Annotated in this window: 10 protein-coding genes; 9 read left to right on the top strand and 1 reads right to left on the bottom strand. The window is 44.0% G+C overall.

Features of this window, described 5'->3' with window-relative positions; all coding sequences use genetic code 11:
* The first annotated feature begins 413 nt into the window (after positions 1–413).
* From BJP34_RS16570 to BJP34_RS16525, 9 genes are all read left to right on the top strand, one after another.
* Complete coding sequence (locus BJP34_RS16570; RefSeq protein WP_070393291.1) at positions 414–1622, top strand: response regulator; 1209 nt, start codon at positions 414–416, stop codon at positions 1620–1622.
* A 99-nt stretch (positions 1623–1721) separates the two neighbouring features.
* Entirely contained in the window at positions 1722–2087 is a 366-nt protein-coding gene (locus BJP34_RS16565) for a response regulator transcription factor (RefSeq protein ID WP_070393290.1), read from the top strand.
* Positions 2088–2116: 29 nt separating this feature from the next.
* Positions 2117–2662 carry a chemotaxis protein CheW gene (locus BJP34_RS16560; protein WP_070393289.1) on the top strand — a complete coding sequence of 182 codons (546 nt, stop codon included), beginning with the start codon at positions 2117–2119 and terminating at the stop codon, positions 2660–2662.
* Positions 2663–2795: 133 nt separating this feature from the next.
* Entirely contained in the window at positions 2796–5840 is a 3045-nt protein-coding gene (locus BJP34_RS16555) for a methyl-accepting chemotaxis protein (RefSeq protein ID WP_229424404.1), read from the top strand.
* A 205-nt stretch (positions 5841–6045) separates the two neighbouring features.
* On the top strand, positions 6046–9087 hold the full coding sequence (locus tag BJP34_RS16550; RefSeq protein ID WP_149031014.1) for a methyl-accepting chemotaxis protein: 3042 nt from the start codon (positions 6046–6048) through the stop codon (positions 9085–9087).
* Positions 9088–9175: 88 nt separating this feature from the next.
* On the top strand, positions 9176–12955 hold the full coding sequence (locus BJP34_RS16545; RefSeq protein WP_070393288.1) for a response regulator: 3780 nt from the start codon (positions 9176–9178) through the stop codon (positions 12953–12955).
* 308 nt (positions 12956–13263) lie between these two features.
* On the top strand, positions 13264–13788 hold the full coding sequence (locus BJP34_RS16540) for a chemotaxis protein CheW (RefSeq protein WP_070393287.1): 525 nt from the start codon (positions 13264–13266) through the stop codon (positions 13786–13788).
* Positions 13789–14511: 723 nt separating this feature from the next.
* The gene (locus BJP34_RS16530) at positions 14512–15261 is read left to right on the top strand and encodes an ABC transporter ATP-binding protein (RefSeq protein ID WP_081431210.1); all 750 of its coding nucleotides are present in this window, start codon (positions 14512–14514) and stop codon (positions 15259–15261) included.
* A gap of 254 nt (positions 15262–15515) precedes the next feature.
* A complete protein-coding gene (locus tag BJP34_RS16525; protein WP_070393285.1) occupies positions 15516–16730 on the top strand; it encodes a bifunctional sterol desaturase/short chain dehydrogenase in 1215 nt (404 codons plus the stop codon).
* Between the two features lie 43 nt (positions 16731–16773).
* Here the strand turns inward: BJP34_RS16525 and BJP34_RS16520 are convergent, their stop codons facing one another.
* Entirely contained in the window at positions 16774–17283 is a 510-nt protein-coding gene (locus tag BJP34_RS16520) for a DM13 domain-containing protein (protein ID WP_070393284.1), read from the bottom strand.
* Positions 17284–17347 lie beyond the last annotated feature (64 nt).

Raw genomic sequence — 17347 nt, 5'->3', positions numbered from 1 at the left:
CATAGACTTTTAATTAACTAACATTAACGAACCAGTAAATTTTTGTAAATCCCTGCCAAGATGGCAACATGGCTCAGTGGCAAGAGTGATACATTTCAGTAGTTTTCTGGCATAGAAGGTCATAAATAATCAAAAACTTCCTTCAATGCGTAAATACCCCATAGTCTATCTCTTGTAATTTGTGTAAACTCACGGATACGTCAACCTTATAAAATTCTGTAGCATTGAGCTAGCAGTTACCTGATCAATCATATTTTACTTGTGCATCTCGGTGAAAGTCTTTAACTGTTCCCGGTGTTTTTTCTTGCCTATGGTTAAGAAAGTCTCACGCCAATCGGCAAATCCCATCCGGTAATGGCAGCACTAGGACTTCGGAGTTTTGCTGACAACGGCAATCAGGTAAACCAAAGGCAATGATGGCGATAGAACAAAATTATCCTCTAATTCCAATCAAAGAGTTTACTTCCGTCAAACAAGCAGGGTTGTTTGAAATTTTAAAGCAGCCTCGGTTTAGCGGTCAACTCATTCTAAGTGATCCTAGTAAACAAGAATGGATATTTCACATTTATATGGGTCGCCTGATGTACGCTACTGGAGGGACTCATCCAGTGAGACGGTGGCGTAGAAACTTACTCATTCACTGTCCTCAGACATCTGCTCAGCTTTCATCACTCCAAGACGATCTAGCTAATACCAATTGGGAAGATGTCAATGTCTGTTGGGACTATCATTTGCTATGCCTATGGGTAGATCTGCACAAGGTGACCCGTGATCAAGCCGTCAAAATGATTCAGTCTGTCATGGTAGAAATACTTTTTGATGTTACCCAAGGCATGCAGATCACCTATCAAATCAAACCAGATTCCTCATCATCATTATCATCATTATTTAAACCACTGGTCTTGATTGACGCAGAGCAAGTCATCCATGACGCTGATCAAGTTTGGGAAGCTTGGCAAAGTGCTCGTGTGGCAGACCGCTGCCCTAATCGGGCACCAATAATCAGGCAGCCCGAGCAACTTAGAGTTAAAACATCCCCTCAGGCTTACCAAACTATGACCAAGCTGTTGAATGGGCAATATACCCTACGAGACTTGGCCATACTAATGAAACGGGATACTAGGGCAGTTACTCTCTCGATTCTACCTCACCTGCAATCAGGATTAGTGGAACTGATAGAGATTCCGGATTTACCTGCTCCAGTTTCACTACCTCCGAACGAAACATCGGTAAAAACTGTTCCTGAGCAAAAACCTTTGATTGCCTGTGTGGATGATAGTCCCCTGATCTGCCAAAGCATGGAAAAAATTCTTACCTCAGAAGGCTATCGCTTTGTGGCTATTAATGATGCACTTAGGGCGATCGCTACTTTGTTAGCTACTAAGCCAGATTTGATATTTTTAGATTTGGTCATGCCAAATGCTAATGGTTATGAAATTTGTGGTCAATTGCGTAAGCTCTCCTTTTTCCGCAATACTCCGATCGTAATTTTAACGGGTAACGACGGCATTATCGACCGTGTGAGAGCTAAGATGGTTGGCTCCTCAGATTTCATGAGTAAACCCATCAATCCTGAAGAAGTATTGAGAGTTATCATTAAACATCTTAAACAAATTATTTAGAATTTACTAGATAGCCGAAATTTAAGTATTTAAAAAAAAACGTTTAAACACTTGCTTATCTGCTTATAATTTTATAGTTATTTAAAAAATCGTAGAAAAATGGTTACCGCATTAATTGTTGAAGATTCATTAACAGATCTAGAAATCTTCAGAGGTTATCTCAAGCAAAATGGGTTTAATGTATTAACTGCCAATAATGGCTCAGAAGCCCTAGAAAAAATTAGCAGTAATCAGCTAGATTTGATTGTGCTTGATGTTGTCCTTCCGGATCGCAGTGGTTTTGAAATTTGTCGAACCCTTAAAAATGAAGCTAAGACAAGCCAAATACCTGTGATAATCTGCTCCACCAAAGATACTGAAATGGATAAATTTTGGGCTTTGAAGCAGGGAGCAGATGCTTACCTATATAAGCCTGTTGATCACGCAGAACTCCTAAAAATCATTAAACAACTGGTCAAGGGCTAAATCTCAGATATAAAAAAACAGAGATCATCATGGTGTCCAAGTTTGTCCCAGCTTCAGCTTCCCCATCATCAGCGACTGAAACGGCTGCGAATGAAATTAGACAGCAGTTTCTCCGGTTTCATCTAGTACCTGATACTACTGCTTTAATGCCAATTAATCAGCTGACTGAAGTGCTGACTATTGGTGTTGGTCAAATTATTCCAATTGCCCATATGCCACCTTGGGTCATGGGTGTTTACAACTGGCGGGGTGAAGTTCTTTGGATGGTCGATCTTGGACACATTGTGGGATTAACTCCTTGGCATCAGCAACCGGTAAACACATCACACTACACCTCCTTAGTGTTGCATATCCAGTCTCATGATCCTAAGTCCATTAAATACAACCAAATGCTAGGGTTGGTTGTCAACCGGGTAGAGGACATTGAATGGTGCAATCCCGATTTGATTCAACCTCTGCCATCATCAAGCATGAATCCAGAATTGGCAAAGTTTTTACAGGGATATTGGCTAAAACATGGTGGGGAAATGCTAGTAGTTTTTGATGGCCAACTAATTTTTGATACCAAGTTTTAATTATACTATTCAGGGACGGTAACCTGAACCTATTATTTCATAATCAATTATCAAAAATAATTATCGATAATTAGTAGTTAATTAATTATAAGATTAATTTTCAAAAACGGAGATAAAAACTAAGTGTTGCATCATGAAAAAAGAAACGAATAACTTGAATTTAAATGGCAATAATAGTGAGATTGTAAAAACAAAAAATGCGCTGGTTAAAACACTCTTGCCTGATTCAACTATTTCTAACGTTAACTTGCGGGTTGTTCAAGAGTTAACAGAAGCTGAGACCGAAGTCACTCATTGGGCAGACCAAGATATCAATGCAGGAGATCAGCTCCTGGAAGTGCTCAAAACTCAAAAAAAAAATCAGAGGAATAAAAATACTCTCAGCCGCCAGTTGTTGACAACGATTATGCCAACGGTATTGATTCCTCTGACTCTGGCTAGCCTAGTAAGTTACAGAATTGTTCACGAGCATGACAAAGAGCGAAATAAATTACAGCAGCAGGAGCAAGCTCTAATTGCTGGTGAAGCAGCTAGCCAACTGATTAAGGATACCTTTACCGTACCAACCTTATTAGCTAGTAATCCCTTAGTCATCAATGCAGCTCATGCTGGTAGCAAAACCGCAGAACAGCAACAACTTCAGAAACTGGCTATTGACGAGATTGAATTGCGTTTTCAAAACACAAAGCTCCTCCAACCCAATCCACAACTCAATCGTTACTTAAAGAGAATCGTTAAGGATTTAGGTCTAGGGGAATTATTTGTCACTGACCGCTATGGGTACAACATTGCTTATAGTAATCCCACCTCTGACTTTGTGCAAAGGGATGAAGACTGGTGGCAACAAGCAAAGCGTCAAGGGCGTTGGGTCAGTGAACTGGACTTTGATGATTCAGCTAATGTCTTTGGTTTTGATCTTGCTCAGGCCATCAAGGATCCTCAATCAGGAGAATTTCTTGGGGTGATTAAAGCTGTGCTACCCATGAATCAATTAGAGCAACTGTTCCCTTATCTAGAACATATCGGATTGATGGGTTCCCAACAAGTGCAGCTGATAGACACTAGCCAAGGCATGGTAATTAGTACCCTCACCCCTGAAGGTAGTCTGGATGAGGAAAATATCATTGGGGGTGAAGCGATTTGGGAAATTGCTAAGTTTTTAGTCAACACACCGACCCAGCTAAGTATTAATACGAAGCAAGACTTCAATCGCTTTAAAACTCAGTATTCACTAAGGGAAGCAAGACTTTCGAGCTATACGGATAAAACGGGAACGCAGGTAAAAATTGTTTACTTCCTCTATAAAAATAAGTTCTATACCATTGTGACTAACCCACACACGGATTGGGTATCCGTTGCTTCTGTGGACAAATCAGAACAGCAAAACGCTGGTAATGAGTTAATTGTAGCGTTTCTCTTCATAGCCCTAGGCTTGGGAGCAGTTACTCTGGTGGTTGTTCTGCTTCTATCCCGCCGCCTATCTACTCCTCTGAGTCAATTGTCTGATACAGCCAAGGAGGTGGCTGCGGGTAATTTAGATGCGATTGCTCAAGCAAGTGGTACCGCAGAAACCCAAACCTTGGCTCACACCTTTAATAACCTAGTAGCCCGGATTAAACTTCTGGTACAAGACCAAAGCCTTGAGGCTAAGCGTGCTAAGCAACTGAAAGACATTACGATTCAGCTAACTCAAGCCCTTGACCTCCAAGAGATCCTGGATATGGTAGTCCAAGGGAGCCGACAAGGACTGGATGCGGATCGAGTGGTTGTCTATCGCTTTGACCCTAATTGGAAAGGTACTGTCATTGCTGAATCGGTGGCTGCGGGTTGGCCCCAGGCTCTCGGTGCGGAAATTGCTGACCCTTGTTTTGCAAAGGATTACGTGGATAAGTACATCCAAGGTCGAGTGAAGGCAACAAGCAATATTTATGAAGCTGGTCTGACCCCGTGTTACCTGAAGCAGTTAGAACCCTTTGCGGTCAAAGCCAATTTAGTTACCCCGATTGTGGTTGAAGGGGAACTCTTGGGCTTATTAATTGCTCACCAATGCAGTGAACCTCGAGCCTGGCAAGCTTCGGAAATCGATTTCTTAACCCAAGTAGCTAACCAAGTGGGACTAACCCTTGACCGGATCAACCTCTTAGAACGGCAAAAAATTGCTGAAACCGAGCAACGGACTGCTAAAGAGCAGCTTCAAAAACGAGCACTGGAATTGCTGATGGAAGTAGACCCAGTTAGTAAAGGAGACCTCTCGATCCGTGCCCGTGTAACCGCCGATGAATTGGGAACTGTTGCTGACTCTTACAACGCTACCATTGAAAGCTTGCGGAAACTTGTGGTGCAAGTGCAACAGGCAACGAAGCAAGTTACCACCACCACTACTCAAGATGAAGCAGCAATTCGAGAACTATCTACGGAAGCTTTGCGACAGTCGGAGGAAATTACTGCAGCCTTACAACGAATTCAAGACATGACCACTTCAACTCAAGCTGTGGCTGCTAGAGCCTCTGAAGCTGAAGCTGCAGTCAAACAAGCGGCTCAGACAGTCCAAACTGGGGATACTGCTATGAACCTCACTGTGGAAGGCTTTATGGCGATTCGGGAAACTGTAGGCAGCACTGCCAAGAAGGTCAAACGCCTTGGGGAATCCTCCCAAAAGATTTCTAAAGTAGTTAACCTGATTAGTAATTTTGCCGCTCAAACCAACTTGCTAGCGTTAAATGCTTCTATTGAGGCAGCTCGTGCTGGGGAAGAAGGTCGAGGCTTTGCGGTGGTTGCTGATGAAGTGCGAGCCTTAGCCCATCAATCAGCAGAAGCAACGGCAGAAATTGAAAAAATTGTGGCACAAATCCAGATGGAAACTAATGAGGTGGTAGCTGCCATGGAAGCTGGTACTGAACAAGTGGTAGGAGGAACGAAACTGGTGGATGATACCAGGCAGAGTTTGAATCAAATCACTACAGTAATGGTCAAGATTAATGAGTTGGTCGAAGCGATCGCTACGGTAACTGTTGAGCAAACTCAAACGAGCGAATCAGTGACTCAGACTATGACTAATGTGGCAGCGATCGCTAATCATACCTCCATAGAAGCGTTGCAGGTATCCCACTCGTTTAAACAACTGCTCAGAGTTGCCGAGCAACTGCAAGATAGTGTAGGCAAGTTCAAGGTGAGTTAGTGTTCTTTGTTAATTGTTAATTGTTAATTATTAATTGCCATTTTAAAAGTAACTGTGAACTCAACAAGATTGACTGGGAATTCTGTGACTGTAACTCCTGAAATTTTTCAGTCACCCCGAGTTAGGCAATGGTGGCAGCGATGTCCAAACCCTGGGTGTCTTGACAACGAGAAACTACCTATTTTTAATTAATTGGGCGTATTCCATGACTCAAATTCCTCCTCAGAATAACTCCCTTAAGGATCACAATGGTCACCAGATTGATACTCATGATATTAAATTATCAGATAAATTATTAGACAATTTATCTGATAATTTATCTGATAATGGTCATACTGGAACTCACAAAACTTTTCACCTGTCAACATCTACCCTGAAAACCAAACTGGGTAAATCACTGCTACCACTACCTAAGTTAATCCAGTCAAAGCTTGCACCACCCCAAAGACTTCCATCTTTATTTTTGAAATGGTTTTATAACCTGCCCATACAAGGGAAGCAGCTTCTAGCCTTGTTCACGTCAGAAGTGATCTCCGTGGTTGGCTTAGCAGGTGTGGGGGCTTTTTTGATTGTTACAGGAGGTCGTGCTCAGTTAATCAACCAAGCCAAATCAGAATTGGCGGTTATGGATATTATATATAATATCAAAATTAATCAGATGGGGTTTGGTTTTCGGGGACAATCTGACAATAGCGCAATTATTCAAGCGGTTCAAACCCATGCTCAAGGCAAACCCTTAACCCCTGGGTTGTTCAAAGAAGTCAAAGATATTCTCCAGCAAGAAATCCAGACTCGTCGGATTGAATATGCCACGTTGGTGGGAAAGGATCGGCGAATTCTTGTCAATGCTAATTCTGATCGAACTGGGGAGTTTTTCGATCCCAATGACTTAGTCAGTCAGGTTCTGGAAAATCCTCAGCAAATTAAAACCAGTGAACTGGTCAGCTGGTCTGAGGTTGCTCAAGAGTCTCCCTTCCTACCTGCTGGGATTGACGACCAAAACAATCTGTTGATTCGCTATACCGTGACACCGGTTAGAGCCACCGATACAGGAGCAGTTTTGGGAGTACTGGTTTCTGGGGATATTGTCAATGACAAGCTGCCTATCGTCGAGGATACCCTAAAGTCTTTTGGCGGAGGTTATAGTGCGGTATATCTACGTCAACCCGATGGTCAATTCCTCTTGGCAACTGCCTTAGACCAGGGTAAAAGTACCAATTTAGGAGAAGCTCAACCGAACGTCTTCTTGCCCGATACCCCTTTCCTGAATCAAGCGGTAACAGCTCAGGGTAATCCAATTACCAAACGCATCAAGATAGGGAGGCAAACCTATACAGTGGCTGCCAAGACGTTAAATAATTTTAATGGTAAGCCAGTTGCCCTTTTGGTAAGGGGAACCTCAGAAGCTCAACTAAACTTCCTGCTCACCGACAACCTACTGTTACAGTTGGTAGTAGTGATCTTGGCTTTGACTGCTGATATATTACTAGCTATTCTGCTAGGACGAGCCATTGCTAAACCGATCCAACAGCTACAAAACTTAGCCGAGCAATTTGCTCAAGGGTCACGTCACCTCCGAAGCAATCTGATCACTAACGATGAGATCGGTAAGCTCGCGATGACCTTTAATGAAATGGCTGACAGTGTTACCAGTCAGGAAAAGGTGGTCAGTCGAGAGGCAAATCGGGCAGAGGTCATTATTAACTTTGCTACTACCCCGATTGACAAATCTCTTGACCTCAAAGCTCTCTTCCAAGAAGCGGTGGAAAAAGCCCTCAATCAATTGAATGCTGACCGGGTAGTTATCTACCGCCTGAATCCTGATGGTAGTGGCTACATTGGATTCGAGGCAGTTCAACCCGGTTGGCCCAAAGCAGTTGACAATATGGTTAAGAAAAAAATTGAAGATGCTTGTATTCCAGAGCAGCTGATTGATGGCTACAAACATGGGCGTGTCGTTGCCACCAATAATGTCTTTGAAGCAAGTTTTCATCGTGACCACGAGAAGTTGATGGAACGATTGCAAATCAAAGCAAATTTAGTGACACCAATTGTCCACGCAGAAAGACTCTACGGTTTACTTATTGCTCATCATTGTACGGCTCCACACCAGTGGCAAGAGTCTGAAATCATTTTCCTGACGCAGTTATCTGTTCAGCTGGGCAATGTTATGGAGCGAGCCATATCCTTAGAACAAATGGAGGCAGCCCGCCAAAAAGCAGAAAATCTTGCTCAGGAACAGCGCCATATCAAAGAGGAGCTCCAAAAGCGTGCTCTAGAACTGTTGATGGAAGTAGAGCCAGTCAGTAAAGGAGACCTGACTATTCGAGCCCAGGTGACTGCTGATGAATTGGGAACCATTGCCGATTCCTACAATGCTACCATCGAAAGCTTGCGGAAACTTGTACTGCAAGTCCAACAGGCAACCAAGCAAGTCACCACCACCACTACTCAAGATGAAGCAGCAATTGCAGAGCTCTCCACAGAAGCTTTACGACAGGCGGAGGAAATTGCTAATGCTTTACAAAAAATTCATGACATGACAGTCTCAACTCGCTCTGTGGCTGCCAGTGCCTCTGAAGCCGAAGCCGCAGTCAAACAAGCAGCTCAGACGGTGGAAGCTGGGGATGCTGCTATGAACCTGACTGTGGAAGGTTTTATGGCGATTCGGGAAACTGTAGGTAGTACGGCTAAGAAGGTCAAACGTCTTGGGGAATCGTCCCAAAAGATTTCTAAGGTAGTCAACCTGATTAGTGGCTTTGCTGAGCAAACCAATATGTTAGCCCTCAATGCCGCTATTGAGGCGGCTCGTGCTGGGGAAGCCGGTCGAGGCTTTGCGGTAGTTGCTGATGAAGTACGAGCCTTGGCCCATCAATCGGCGGAGGCAACTGCGGAAATTGAAAAGCTGGTAGCGGACATTCAGGCGGAAACCAATGAGGTGGCAGCCGCTATGGAAGAGGGAACTGAGCAAGTGGTAGTTGGAACTAAACTGGTGGATGATACCAGGCAGAGTTTGAATCAAATTACTGCCGTAACGGTCAAGATCAATGAGTTGGTCAAAGCAATTGCCATCACAGCTGTTGATCAAACCCAAGCCAGCGAATCAGTGACTGAAACTATGGCTGACGTAGCAGCAATCGCGAATAGAACCTCCACAGAAGTCACCCAAGTATCTAACTCGTTCAAACAACTGCTCAAAGTGGCTGAGCAACTCCAAGATAGTGTGGGCAAGTTCAAGGTGAGCTAGCGTCATTTTAGTTATTAGTATTTTGTTAATGACCAATGACCAATGACCAATTTGCAATTTTCTCTTGACCAATGACCAATTAACAACCATGGCAACTCACTCTGAGATCCAAGACCAAGCCTATCAGTTTTTTATCGAAGAGGCACCAGAGCTGTTGCAACTGATCGAGACAGGCTTACTGAATCTCCAGCAAGAACGAACCACGGCTAAGATCCACGATTTAATGCGAGCCGCTCACTCCATCAAGGGAGGTGCTGCCAGTGTTGGGCTAGAGGCAATTAAAACCTTGGCTCATCGTCTCGAAGATATCTTCAAGGCTTTCTACAGCGAAGAGGTACAACTTGATACTGAGCTAGAAAGCTTGCTGCTCAAAGCTTATGACTGCCTCCGGAACCCCCTCATCCAGCAAATTGAGCAAGGCTATTTTGACCCAGAACAAGCCCTGGCCAGGGCTCAATCCACTTATGCCCAGATCGAAGAACGACTCGGTGATGCCCTGACACAGGTTCATAACTACATTCCTAGTTCCGGTGATTTGGGTATTGATATTGTATCCTCTATTTTTGAGGTTGATGTAGCTCAGGGACTAGAACGTCTTGCTGCTGTCTTAGCCAATCCCCAAAATTATGAGGTCGTGGGGGAATTAAAGGCACAAGCCGACGTATTTGCTGGCTTTGCTGAGTTACTGAACTTGTCTGGATTTGGAGCGATTGCCCAAACGGCTGTAGCGGCAGTAGAGCAAAATCCCCACCAAGTCTTGAAAATTATTGAACTCGCCCTAGCTGATTTTACAACAGGACGAGCTGCTGTACTAGAAGGCGATCGCACTCAAGGGGGAAATCCCTCGACTGCTTTAGTGGCTTTAACACAAGCCCCTGCCGCTCCAGCTAATGACATTACAAATAGTCTTAATACCACCTCTGAATTTGAAGATATCTTTAGTGACTTTAACCTAGGCGAAGCAACCAATGCCTTTGAAGAATTTACCTTATCCGAGCAAACCGCTACCCAACCATCCCAACTCAATCCACTAGGTGAAGAGACTTTCGAGACCTCACCCACCCTTGCCGATCAGGAAACTGAGCTAGATCAAGCCACTGAAGACTCACCATCTTGGAAGGTTACCGACTCAGCTGATTTTACTGATATTTTTAACAACTTTAACCAAGATCAACAGACCTTACTCTTTGAAGATGTTGCTCTAGCCCAGGAAACCACTGGCCAGCAGCCCCAAGTGAACCTGCCAGCTGAGGAAGTTCCTCTGACCCCACCGATTCTTGCTGATTTCAGAACTAGTGACTTGGGGCAAGTCAATCAAGACCTAACATCTGATCAATCTACGCCTTCAGAGGATCAAGTTAACCCAGTCCAAGAGGCAGAAGCATCTTTCCGAGAGGAAACCATTTCCCCCACTGCAGAAACTGTTCCACACTCGGAGCAAGACCAGCAAGACCTGAGTAACTCTAAGGCTGACCCTACCCCAGGATCTAAACCAGTAGCGAACTCGCCTAATCCATCAAGCACTGCTTCTGCTCCCCGGAAGAACTCATCCCTAGAGGTACCAAAAACCCTGGAAGCCGCAGTGGAAAAGATTGAACAAATCTTTGAAAGCCTGCCACCGCTCCAGGATATGCCTGCTTCAGATGTTCCATCACCACCAACCCTACCAGCAGCCGCATTCCTAGCCAATGAATTAGCTATCAACCAAACCACTCAATCAGCTAAATCCCAGCAAGATCAACCTACTCGATCTAATCAAGCTACTCCTAAGCCGTCAGACCATCCCAGCCAAAGTCCAACCTCTATCTCCCCTGAGAGTTCAGTCCGAGTTAACTTAAAGCGACTAGAACGGATGAACAATCAGGTCGGGGAACTGGTGATCAACCGTAATAGTATTGGCCTACAAAATGAACAATTACAAGCAGCAGTGCGGGAGCTTACCCAAAGATTTGACCTTTGTCAAACCATTGTTAGTCAATTACAAGAGTTATCTGATCAGAGTCTAGCGAGTGCCTCAAGTGCTGGATCAATGGTGTCAAATCCTAGCTTTGCCTCCCTTAGTCAGAATGAGTGGAATCAACAAGGGACGAATTCTTTTGGTGAGCAAAACTCACCCCAGCAATCGGTAACGTGGTCAGGGGAAAAGAGCCTAGAAAGTGAGTCAGACCCATTGAACAAACCCCTGTTTGATTCCTTGGAAATGGATAGCTATAGCAACGTCCATTCTTTGATCCAAGGACTACAAGAAGAAATGATGCTGCTTAAGGAAGCCGTGGGGGATATAACCCTATTTGCTCAGCAGTCTGATCAGACCTTGGAACAACAGCGGCAAATGCTTTCTCAGCTACGAGACGAGCTGATGTGGGCGCGGATGTTGCCTCTGGGTCAAGTACTCAACCGCTTTCCCCGGGCTTTACGGGATCTTTCTACCCAACACCACAAGCCAGCCAAACTCAAGCTTAGTGGTACAGGGGTTTTGGTGGATAGAGCAGTCCTGGAAAAACTTTATGACCCCTTACTACACTTACTCCGCAATGCTTTTGATCATGGCATTGAATCCCCTCAAATTCGGCGGAAACGAGGTAAAGCAGAGGAAGGGAAAATTGAAATTCGAGCTTACCATAAAGGCAATCAAACCATCATTCAAGTCAAGGATGACGGTGAAGGTCTCAATATTGAACGCATTCGTAACCAAGTATTGGCCAAGGGATTGTTGTCAGCCAAACAAATTGCTAAAGCTCCCCCATCCCGACTGTTAAAGATGATTTTTGAGCCAGGATTTTCCACCGCAGCTAAGGTCAGTGATCTGTCTGGTAGGGGAGTAGGTTTAGATGTAGTACGCTCTCAAATTCGAGCTCTCAAAGGTAAAATCTCTGTCACCTCATCCCCAGGTAAGGGTACAACCTTTACCCTACGGCTGCCGTTAACTCTAACCATTGCTAAATTACTAATTGCTACAGTCGGTCCAATTGTTATCGCTTTACCGTCAGACAGTATTGAAGAAATTGTGGTTCCCAAGGGGGATCAGATCCAAAAATCTGGGACAAAACGGTTTTTGCTCTGGCGCGGACAAATGGTTCCCACTTATACCATGTCTGATCTTTTGGAATATAACTGTCCAGTCAGGGAAACCACTCCTAGCAAAGCTTTAGTTTATGTTCCGACCCCTGAAGATTGGGCGTTACCTATGGTAGTAATGCGTCGAGACCACCAGGCTTTTGCCTTAGAAATCGATCGCGTGATCACAGAGCAAGAGCTAGTGATTAAACCCTTTGGCAAAGTGCTTGCGGCTCCCAGTTATACCTATGGTTGTACCATCTTGGGGGATGGTAGTTTAATTCCGGTAATAGATGGTAACACCCTGCTAGAGCAATTTTTAGCTCAAAGCCATGAAGAGACTAAACCGAGAAGCTTGTCTCATATACTCGAAGCTACCACTAAGAAAAAGTCATCGGTTAACCGGACTCAAACTCCTGCTAAAACTGCTCCAGTTCCGACAATTTTAATTGTGGATGATTCGACAGGTTTACGACGAACCTTGGCTATGAGCTTGCAAAAAGCAGGTTACCGAGTGTTACAGGCTCGGGATGGACACGAAGCCTTGGAACAATTGCGGCAAAGTTCAAAAGTGCAGATGATAATTTGTGATATTGAAATGCCGAATATGAACGGTTTTGAGTTTCTTGGTCAACGTCGCCAAGACCATCAGTTATCAAAAATTCCTATAGCAATGCTTACCTCCCGTAGCAGTGAAAAACATCAGCGTTTGGCAATGCAGTTGGGTGCTAACGCTTACTTTACTAAACCTTATATTGAACAAGATTTTATTGGAAAAATCAAAAATATTATTGAACAAAGTAAATCTTAATTTTAATTATTAATCTATCAGTTAATGCGCTAATTTAGGCGCTAATTGAGGTGCTAATTGAGGTGCTATCAGCTATTCCTAATCAGCCTTTAGCAATTAGGAATTAGCTTCTTGAGGGGTGTCCACGACTAATCAGTTACTTGCAACCAGATCATTGAATTATCGTGAATCATGATACTTTTCATCCTAAGTATACAAACTTAGTATGGTGAGTTACTCCATTCAATTCCTCTTGCTTCCAAATCCTGAACAGAAGACTTGGAATATTTAAGACTTCATACTTTTCATAAAATAATGAATTCGAGATTATGAAAAATAACTTAATTTACTCCCAGCTTAATGATACTCATTTATCGCCAAATCATAAGGCTACATCATTCTTGAAATTAGTGGTCTTTAGAATAGACAGCATCAATTTCGCGTTTCCGATTGAGTGTGTCAACAAAGTAATTAATTACACAACTGTTTATAGCAGTGGACTTAATGATATAGGCATTGCCCATATCGATGACCACGAAATTCCTATTATCGACTTGCATCGCCGGTTATTTAAATCTAGCAAAATCAGCACTTCTAACCCAGCACGTTTCCTGCTGATTGCTCAAAATACAATGGGTGAAGGATTTGGTATCCCTGTACTCAAAACACCGAATTTGATCGAGGTTTCCGTGAGTGATATTCGTACCCTACCAGAGTCTTTTCGTCAAGCTGATACCCTAGGAATTGCTAGTCATGTGGCAGTGATTCCCCAAGAAAATTTATCTTTGACAGTCTTTTTGCTAGATGTTAATCAATTGCTGCCTTGGGTTTCTCAAAGCGCGAAAAGGGGTTAAGCATTGAGCAATCAGCAATCAGCTATCTTTGCCCCTAGCTTGATGGGATGGGAATATTCCCAGTCGAGAAGATTTATGTTACAATTGAAATTAGGTAGTAGCTATCTGCCAGAATTAAGGGTTAGGAGGGAAGTCCCGCGCTCTATCAGTGCTTGGTGAGCGTTGTATGGGAGAGCCTTTTTCTGGGAATTGTGCCAAGAAGTTGCTAGCATCAAAAACGCGCTTTGACGATAACCAAGTCAAAAAACTTTGTTGGCAAAAAAACAACCAAGCAGAATCATCGGTCTTAGAAATTAGGACTGCTGCTGACGGCAGGAATATAAGACCTGGGTTTGGGCAACTAAAATTTAGGAAATTCCTTGTGAAGTCCGAATCCATTGCTGTAGCGTAAGCTCAGGCTATTGTAGTTCACCGGTGTAGCTTCCACCTACGCTTTTATCTACGATCCTTAGCACTATAAGGCATAAGGGTGAAGTAGAAGCAGTCGGAACAAGTATCCGACAAAACGCATCTAGAGATAAGATGTAGCATAGTAAGTCTTATCTCTAGCAGTAGGACTTATGGCGAGTCCGTCTGATGTGAAACAAAACGTTTTTGTTCAGTGTAGCTCGCCGGTTCGCCGATCAACCTGTCACAATCCCCTAGCTTTAGCGATGGGGAGTCGTCAATTTCCAGCAGTACGACCTAAGAGTATAGTCAAAGGGTGCTGCTAAAGTTTAATATATGGTGTTTCCCAAAAAACTGATTAAGGGCGGCTCTAAAGTATCTAAAGTTATAGATTTACCTAAATATGGTTTACGCTCCATTCTTGCTAAAGGGGTGCAGATGGACTTCCAGTCAGGACAAAACCGTGTTCCAGTCCTCAAAGGAATAGACTGGGAAGTCAAACGTGGTGATATCCAACTTTTAATGGGACCGTCTGGCTCTGGCAAGACTACCCTTTTGTCAATCTTGGCGGGATTACTGACCCCGACACTGGGAAAAGTCTATTTACTGGGTCAAGAAATTACCGGTATGTCTAGAACTAACCTGGCAGAGTTTCGACGGGAACACATTGGCTTTATTTTCCAACACTTCAACCTATTTCCGGCACTGACAGCAGCAGAAAATGTGGAAGTTGTGCTAAACATTAAGGGAATTCAGGGGGTCAATGCTCGACAGCAGGCAAAAACCTTATTAGAGCAGGTTGGTTTAGAGGGGAAAGGACATCTTAGACCGAGTGACTTGTCAGGGGGACAGAAGCAACGGGTAGCGATCGCACGGGCTTTAGCTAAAGAGCCACCCCTAATTATGGCAGATGAGCCAACAGCAGCCTTGGATTCTCACAGTGGTCATACAGTGATTGAGTTGCTGCGTCGTCTGGCTAAGGAAAAAGGTTGCACAGTGCTGATGGTAACTCACGATCCTCGTATTATCGATGTCGCTGACCAAGTGTCTTATATGGAAGATGGAATGTTGAAGGTTGATGGTTGATGGTTGAACGCGCACGCGTGGCCGTTCGCGCAGCGTGGCCTACGGCCTTAAGGCCAGGGTTGAACGCGCACGCGTGGCCAAAGGCCAGGGTTTATAGGTGACAGTTGATAGGTGAAAGTTGACGGGTGAGGGGTGAGTGTTAATGGTTCACCCTCAGCATCTTAGTTTTATTTGTACCTACCTAATTATGATGTGAATGGGCAATTTGCCAACACAACAAGTTACTGTTCACTCTAGGCATCATAATCATGTTCATGGTAGATTTCTGGCTAGCTATAGGGGTTTTGGGACTGGGTTCTATTCTTTGGGTAGAACTGGTGCGAGACTTCTATCACCTCCTGTCCCATCACTGGACACCCCTGTATCGCTTGCATGTGTGGCATCATCGGGTCTTCCGTCAGGATTTAACTGCTGTCAGTGATACCATTTATCGACAGGCGCACTGGCGTAATGATGTACCAGAAGCCTTGGTCATGCTAATATTAGGCTTGGTGCTATGGTGGTTGGCTTATACCTGGACACCAAATATGCATTGGGCAGCTTTGGCTGGTTCTGTGTACAGTATGGTATTTCTATTTGGTGCGATCGCTCGTGGCTATGGCATCAAGGGAGCCGATAAGTTGACTGATATGACCCACCTTCCGGGTCCATTCCTATATCCTCCTTCCCCTTGGATGGTAAATCGCAGCTACCATTGGCGACATCACTTTGATAACCAAAAGGCTTACTATGGCGGCACATTGACTTTAGTAGACAAACTGATGGGGACAGCACTATCGCTCCAAGGAAAAACTATTGCAGTGACGGGAGCATCGGGAACTCTGGGACAGTCACTGTTGTACCATCTCCAGCAACGGGGAGCAAAAGTGATTGCTCTGACCTCTAAAGAACAAACTGTTAGTTTAAGTGTCAATGGTGAAAGCTTGCCAGTAAAAACCTTGACTTGGCAAGTGAGTAAAGAGTCTGAACTAGCCCCACATTTTGAAAATGTGGATATTCTAATTCTCAATCACGGCATTAATGTTCATCAAGAACGGACAGCCGATGCGATCGCAAAATCCTACGAGGTCAACACATTATCAAGTTGGCGGTTGCTAGAGATGTTTTTATCCACGGTTCGGACGAACCAAGATATTGCTCGCAAGGAAGTTTGGGTTAATACTTCCGAAGCAGAAGTTAATCCAGCGTTTAGTCCTTTGTATGAACTGAGCAAACGTACCCTAGGAGACCTAGTTACCCTGCGTCGTCTAGATGCTCCTTGTGTAGTACGTAAAGTAATCCTCGGACCATTTAAAAGTAATCTCAATCCATTTGGGGTCATGTCAGGGGATTGGGTAGCCCAGCAAATCCTTAATCTAGCCACTCGTGATGTGCGTAACATCATTGTGACGATTAATCCCATAACCTATTTAGCGTTTCCAGTCAAGGAATTTTTTGTCAGCCTATACTATAGGCTGTTTAGTCGTTAGTCCTTAGCAACTTGCCTTAATTATTAGTTAGTAATTAGTAGCACTAATTACTAAGGGTGGCGTAGCCAAAGGTGACGTTGAATTTACGGCACCAAATCACTACAGAGCTAAAGTCTTCTGGATTAACATCAGCAGGGATACGGTACCGTTGAGTGCCACTGACCTGCTCGAGACGACCAAGACTTTGATAATTTTCCTTACTGTAGGATTTGGGTACAGTTTGGCGGTGCAACAGCACCATTAAATCGGGTCCGTTATCGGTCTTAAAGGTTTCGTCAAACTTTAGGTAACGTTGTCCATTGTCTGTGACTAAACTTACCATGCCTTGAGTAGAATGGGCTGCTGTTACAAAATTTCCTGATCTACTTGTTGCCTGTGCCAGTGTTGCAGTTGGTTTAGCAGCTGGAGCACTGGACACATCAATCTTGGTTGTCGTAGAGGTAGAGGTAGAGGGTTTTGCCTGAACAGTACTCTGATTCCCAGGTACTCCTGCTACACAACCTACGCTTAAAAAGGCAGTAGCACCAAAGATGGCTAAATAGTGAAGTTTCATCAGATTATCTATCTCGTGGAAACATTACTCTATTTGCTATTATGTCTAGTCTTCGGTGGCATTA

Origin of the sequence: Moorena producens PAL-8-15-08-1 (assembly GCF_001767235.1) — a bacterium.
GTDB classification, from domain to species: Bacteria; Cyanobacteriota; Cyanobacteriia; order Cyanobacteriales; family Coleofasciculaceae; genus Moorena; species Moorena producens_A.
Note: the sequence above shows the minus strand (reverse complement) of the source record. Positions and strands in the feature narration are given on the sequence as shown.